General features: G+C 70.2%; 4 protein-coding genes. 3 read left to right on the plus strand and 1 reads right to left on the minus strand.

Annotation, left to right across the window (positions count from 1 at the left end; all coding sequences use genetic code 11):
• The first annotated feature begins 393 nt into the window (after positions 1-393).
• Positions 394-1,383, plus strand: coding sequence for a UTP--glucose-1-phosphate uridylyltransferase GalU (gene galU / locus AC31A1_RS47320; protein WP_489659249.1), 990 nt, complete (start codon positions 394-396; stop codon positions 1,381-1,383).
• A 140-nt stretch (positions 1,384-1,523) separates the two neighbouring features.
• Here galU and AC31A1_RS47325 read toward each other — a convergent pair whose 3' ends face one another.
• A complete protein-coding gene (locus AC31A1_RS47325) occupies positions 1,524-1,961 on the minus strand; it encodes a DUF4442 domain-containing protein (protein WP_489659252.1) in 438 nt (145 codons plus the stop codon).
• Positions 1,962-2,137: 176 nt separating this feature from the next.
• On the opposite strand from AC31A1_RS47325, the gene AC31A1_RS47330 reads away from it, so the two are divergent.
• Positions 2,138-3,163 carry a DUF8017 domain-containing protein gene (locus AC31A1_RS47330; RefSeq protein ID WP_489659250.1) on the plus strand — a complete coding sequence of 342 codons (1,026 nt, stop codon included), beginning with the start codon at positions 2,138-2,140 and terminating at the stop codon, positions 3,161-3,163.
• A 62-nt stretch (positions 3,164-3,225) separates the two neighbouring features.
• The coding region (locus tag AC31A1_RS47335) for an MFS transporter (protein ID WP_489659251.1) at positions 3,226-4,497 on the plus strand (1,272 nt) is incomplete at its 3' end.

Here is a 4,497-nt window from a genome sequence, read left to right on the forward strand (position 1 = left end):
AACGGCGGGCGTGGGGGGTTGGGGGATTGCACGGAACCATTTCCTTCCAAGCCGCAGGACGGCACACCGAATGACCGCCCTCGGAAAGCAGGTGCTTGATTGGTGCATACCTATGAGATGTCAGAAGGCACCGGAAGGGACGCTGACCATTGCCTTCCGATACCTACTGGCAGCCGGTCTCACGGGGTGGCTCACACTCGCACAAACGGCTGACAGGAAACAAGGAGTTCGAGTGACCGATGTTCAAAACGCAGAGAATTCAGATTGGTTACCCGCGGTATCCACAGGCGTCTACACGAAATCTCCAACTCCCCCGCGAACTAAGGGAGGCGCACAGGGAACTCCGATGTTTCTCTCGGGGTGTTCTCATCGCCGTGCACCACCATGGGCCGCATGATCACCCCCCACTCCTCAGTCACCCCCGCACCCGCCCGCGTCCCCACGGTCCACAAGGCGGTCGTGCCGGCCGCCGGGCTCGGCACACGGTTCCTGCCCGCGACGAAGGCGACGCCGAAGGAGATGCTCCCGGTCGTCGACAAGCCCGCGATCCAGTACGTCGTCGAGGAGGCCGCCGCGGCCGGACTCGACGACATCCTGATGGTCACCGGCCGCCACAAGCGCGCCATCGAGGACCACTTCGACCACGCCTTCGAACTCGAACAGGCCCTGGCCGCCAAGGGCGACACCGTCCGCCTGGACGCCGTGCGCGACCCCGCGCGCCTCGCCGACATCCACCACATCCGCCAGGGCGACCCGCTCGGCCTCGGGCACGCGGTGCTCTGCGCCCGCCACCACGTCGGCGACCAGCCCTTCGCGGTCCTCCTCGGAGACGACCTGATCGACCCGCGCGAGACCCTGCTCAGCCAGATGCTGGAGGTCCGCGAGCGGTACGCCGGCAGCGTGGTCGCCCTCATGGAAGTCCCTGCGGAATCGGTCCACTTGTACGGCTGCGCGGCCGTGGAGCCGACCGGCGAGGAGGGTGTCGTACGCGTCACCGGCCTCGTGGAGAAGCCGTCCCGCGAGGACGCGCCGAGCCGCTACGCCGTCATCGGCCGCTACGTCCTCGACCCCGCGATCTTCCCCACCCTGGAGCGCACTCCGCCCGGCCGCGGCGGCGAGATCCAACTCACTGACGCCCTCCAGGAGTTGGCGGCCGGCGGCACGGTCCACGGGGTCGTCTTCAAGGGCCTGCGCTACGACACCGGCGACAAGGCCGACTACCTGCGCACGGTGGTCCGGCTGGCCTGCGACCGCCAGGACCTGGGACCCGAATTCGTCGCGTGGCTCAAGGAGTTCGTGGCGGGGCTGGAGAGCGGAGAGAGCGACAAGGCCGGCGAGACCGGCGCGGACGGCGGGAGCGAGGGTGCGCGGATCGCGGCCTGAACCGCACGCGCACGAGGGCCCGGTCATCGGCAGTCGACGACCGGGCCCTCGTAGCGGAGTCGGTCATCCATGGGCAACGACCGGACCCTGTAAGGGACCGGGCCTGTAAGGGACCAGACCCCGTAAGGGAGTTGAGCTGATCAGCTGTTCGGCCGGAGTGTCCAGATGACCGTCATCTCGCCCGTGACGGCGCCGTCCTCGCGCTGGATGGCTACGGTGACCGGAAACTCGGGGCGCTGGCCCGCGTCGAGTTCGGCGACGACGTCGGCGGCGGGGCGGCCGAGGGTCGCGGTGGCCCTCACCGGGCCGAGGGCGATCTTCTTGAACGCGATCTCGGCGTTGACCGGGAGCGGCACGGCCCGCGAGAGCTGGTCGCCGAAGGCGGCGAGGACGATCGCGCCGCTGGCGGACTCGCCGAGGGTGAACATGGCACCGGCGTGCGGCCCGCCGACGTGGTTGCGGTACTCGCTCTGATCCGGCAGGGCCAGCACGGCCCGCTCCGGACTGGTCTCCAGGTACTCCAGGTTCAACGTGCGAACCATCGGCACCGTCGCGGCGAGCAACTCGCCGATGGACATCTGATCTGCGCTCATGAAGAACATGTTACCCACGAGTAGCCATGCCTGGCCAGATGTGTGCGGCCGCACACACCACCCGCCCATCGGTCGGCCACCGAGTTGGCCACCAGGTTGATACGCCCCTGACAAGGGGCAGTGACCCAACCGTGTCCGGCGTCGCACTAGGGTTACTGCCCATGTGGCCAGGACAGCAGCCGCCCGGGGGCGAGCAGAACCCGCAGGACAACCCGTACCAGCAGCCGGGGTACCAACAGCCGAATCCGTATCAGCAGCCCGGCTACCAGCAGCCCAACCCCTATGGGCAGCAGCCGCAGTGGGGCGCTCCGGGTCCCGCGGGGGGACCGCAGCCGCCTCAGCCGCCGCCGGGCGGAGGCGGCGGGAACCGGACGAAGCTGGTCGCGATCGTCGCGGCGACGGCCGTCGTCGTGGCCGCGGGTGTGACCGGTTTCCTGGTCCTCGGCGGCAACAAGGACGACAAGGCGGACGGCGGCACGGACAAGGCGAGCCAGTCGCCGTCGGCGTCCGCGGACCCGAGTGCCTCCTCCTCCGGCTCGGACGACAACCCGCGCGGCAACGAGACCGAGAAGCCGACGATCGCGGGCTGGAAGGTCGTCGTCAACCAGAAGTACGGCACCGCGTTCGACGTCCCCGCCACCTGGGAGGTCGGCAAGCCGGGCACCTTCACCTTCTTCGAGGACGAGGTGAAGGGCGACGGCTCCCCGTACATCGGCTTCTCCGCGCCCGCCTACCTCAAGCAGGACTGGTGCGAGTCCGACGACAACAAGGACGGCACGAAGGAGACTTCGTCGCTGGCGTCGAGCGGCACCAAGGGCGAGGACGGCGCGAAGGACACGGCGAGCACCGCGCGCGGTGACGCGGCCGCGTTCGCGTTCGGCGGGTACACGGACCAGAAGGACTCGTCCAAGAAGTACCTGAAGATCGGCGCGGCCAAGCCGTACACGACGAAGTCGGGTGTCGTCGGCAGCGTCGCCACGTCGTACACGTCCGGCGTGCCGAAGTCCGGCAAGTGCTCCTCCGACGGCAAGGCGACCACGTTCGCCTTCAAGAACTCGGCGGACAACTTCGTCTCCTGGACCCTCTACGGCGCGAAGGGCGTCAGCGAGGAGATCCCCGACGCGACGATCCAGAAGATCCTGAGCACCGTACGACTGCACGGGGATCCGACGGGCGCAACGAGCTGACAGCCGTGGGGCGTTGACCGTTTGGCTCGATTCTGGCGGCAATCCGTTTGGCGGGGTGTGGCATGGGCGGCGATAGTCGGCCGGTGACCGCCACCCCCGCCTCCCGCCGACCGCACCGACCCGACTGGGCGGGCCGCAACTACACCCTGCTGACCGCCGCCGCGGTGGCGACCGGTCTCGGGGGCAACGGCGCGCTGATCGCGTCCGCGTTCGCCGTGCTGGAGGCTGGCGGCGACAGCGGTGACGTGGGTCTGGTGGCCGCCTCGCGCACACTGCCGCTGGTGTTGTTCCTGCTGATCGGCGGCGCGATCTCGGACCGGGTGCCCCGGCACCACGTCATGGTCGCGGCGAACGCCCTCAGCTGCGTCTCGCAGGCGGCCTTCGCGGTACTGGTCCTGACCGGCGACCCCCACCTCTGGCAGATGATGCTGCTGACCGCGCTCGGCGGCACCGGCCAGGCGTTCTTCGGCCCGGCGGCCGAGGGCATGCTCATGTCCACGGTGAGCGGCGAACAGGCCGGCCGGGCGTTCGCGGTCTTCCGGATGGCGATGCAGGGTGCGTCGCTGGGCGGCGCGGCCCTCGGCGGCGCGCTGGTCGCGGCGGTCGGCCCGGGCTGGGTGCTGGCGATCGACGCGGCGGCGTTCGCGGCGGCCGGCGGACTCCGCTCCTTCCTCGACGTGAGCCACATCCCGCCGCGCACACCGGGCGGCGGAATGCTGGCCGATCTCCGGGACGGCTGGCGGGAGTTCATCGGCCGCTCGTGGCTGTGGTCCATCGTCGTGGCCTTCTCCATCGCCAACGCGGTCGTCGGCGCGGCGGACGCGGTCTACGGCCCGCTCGTCGCCCGCGACAGCCTCGGCGGCGCGGGCCCGTGGGGCCTGGCCCTGGCGGCGTTCGGCGCGGGCACGGTCGCCGGCGCCCTGTTGATGACCCGCTGGAAACCCCGCCGCCTCCTCCTGGCGGGCATGCTCGGCATCTTCCCCCTGGCCCTACCGTCCGCCGCACTCGCCGTCCCGGTCCCGATCGGCGTCCTCTTCGCGGTGATGTTCGTCGCGGGCACGACGGTCGAGATCTTCGGGGTGAGCTGGATGACCGCCCTGCACCAGGAAATCCCCGAGAACAAACTCTCCCGCATCTCCGCCTACGACTGGTTCGGCTCCATCGCCCTGATGCCCCTCGCCGCAGCGGCAGCGGGCCCGACGGAGTCGGCCTTCGGGCGTACGGCCGCACTGTGGGGGTGCGCGGCTCTGGTCACGGTGGTGACGGGGGCGGTGCTGTGTGTGCCGGAGGTGCGGAATCTGCGGCGCCGGGGTGGGCTGAGCGACGTGAAGGGG

It is taken from the genome of Streptomyces sp. P5F9 (assembly GCF_057961495.1).

Bases quoted from the DNA above. Each gene is read 5' to 3' on its own strand.
- AC31A1_RS47330 (WP_489659250.1), top strand. From the start codon at position 2,138: ATGTGGCCAGGACAGCAGCCGCCCGGGGGCGAGCAGAACCCGCAGGAC.
- galU (WP_489659249.1), top strand. From the start codon at position 394: ATGATCACCCCCCACTCCTCAGTCACCCCCGCACCCGCCCGCGTCCCC.
- AC31A1_RS47325 (WP_489659252.1), bottom strand. From the start codon at position 1,961: ATGTCCATCGGCGAGTTGCTCGCCGCGACGGTGCCGATGGTTCGCACG.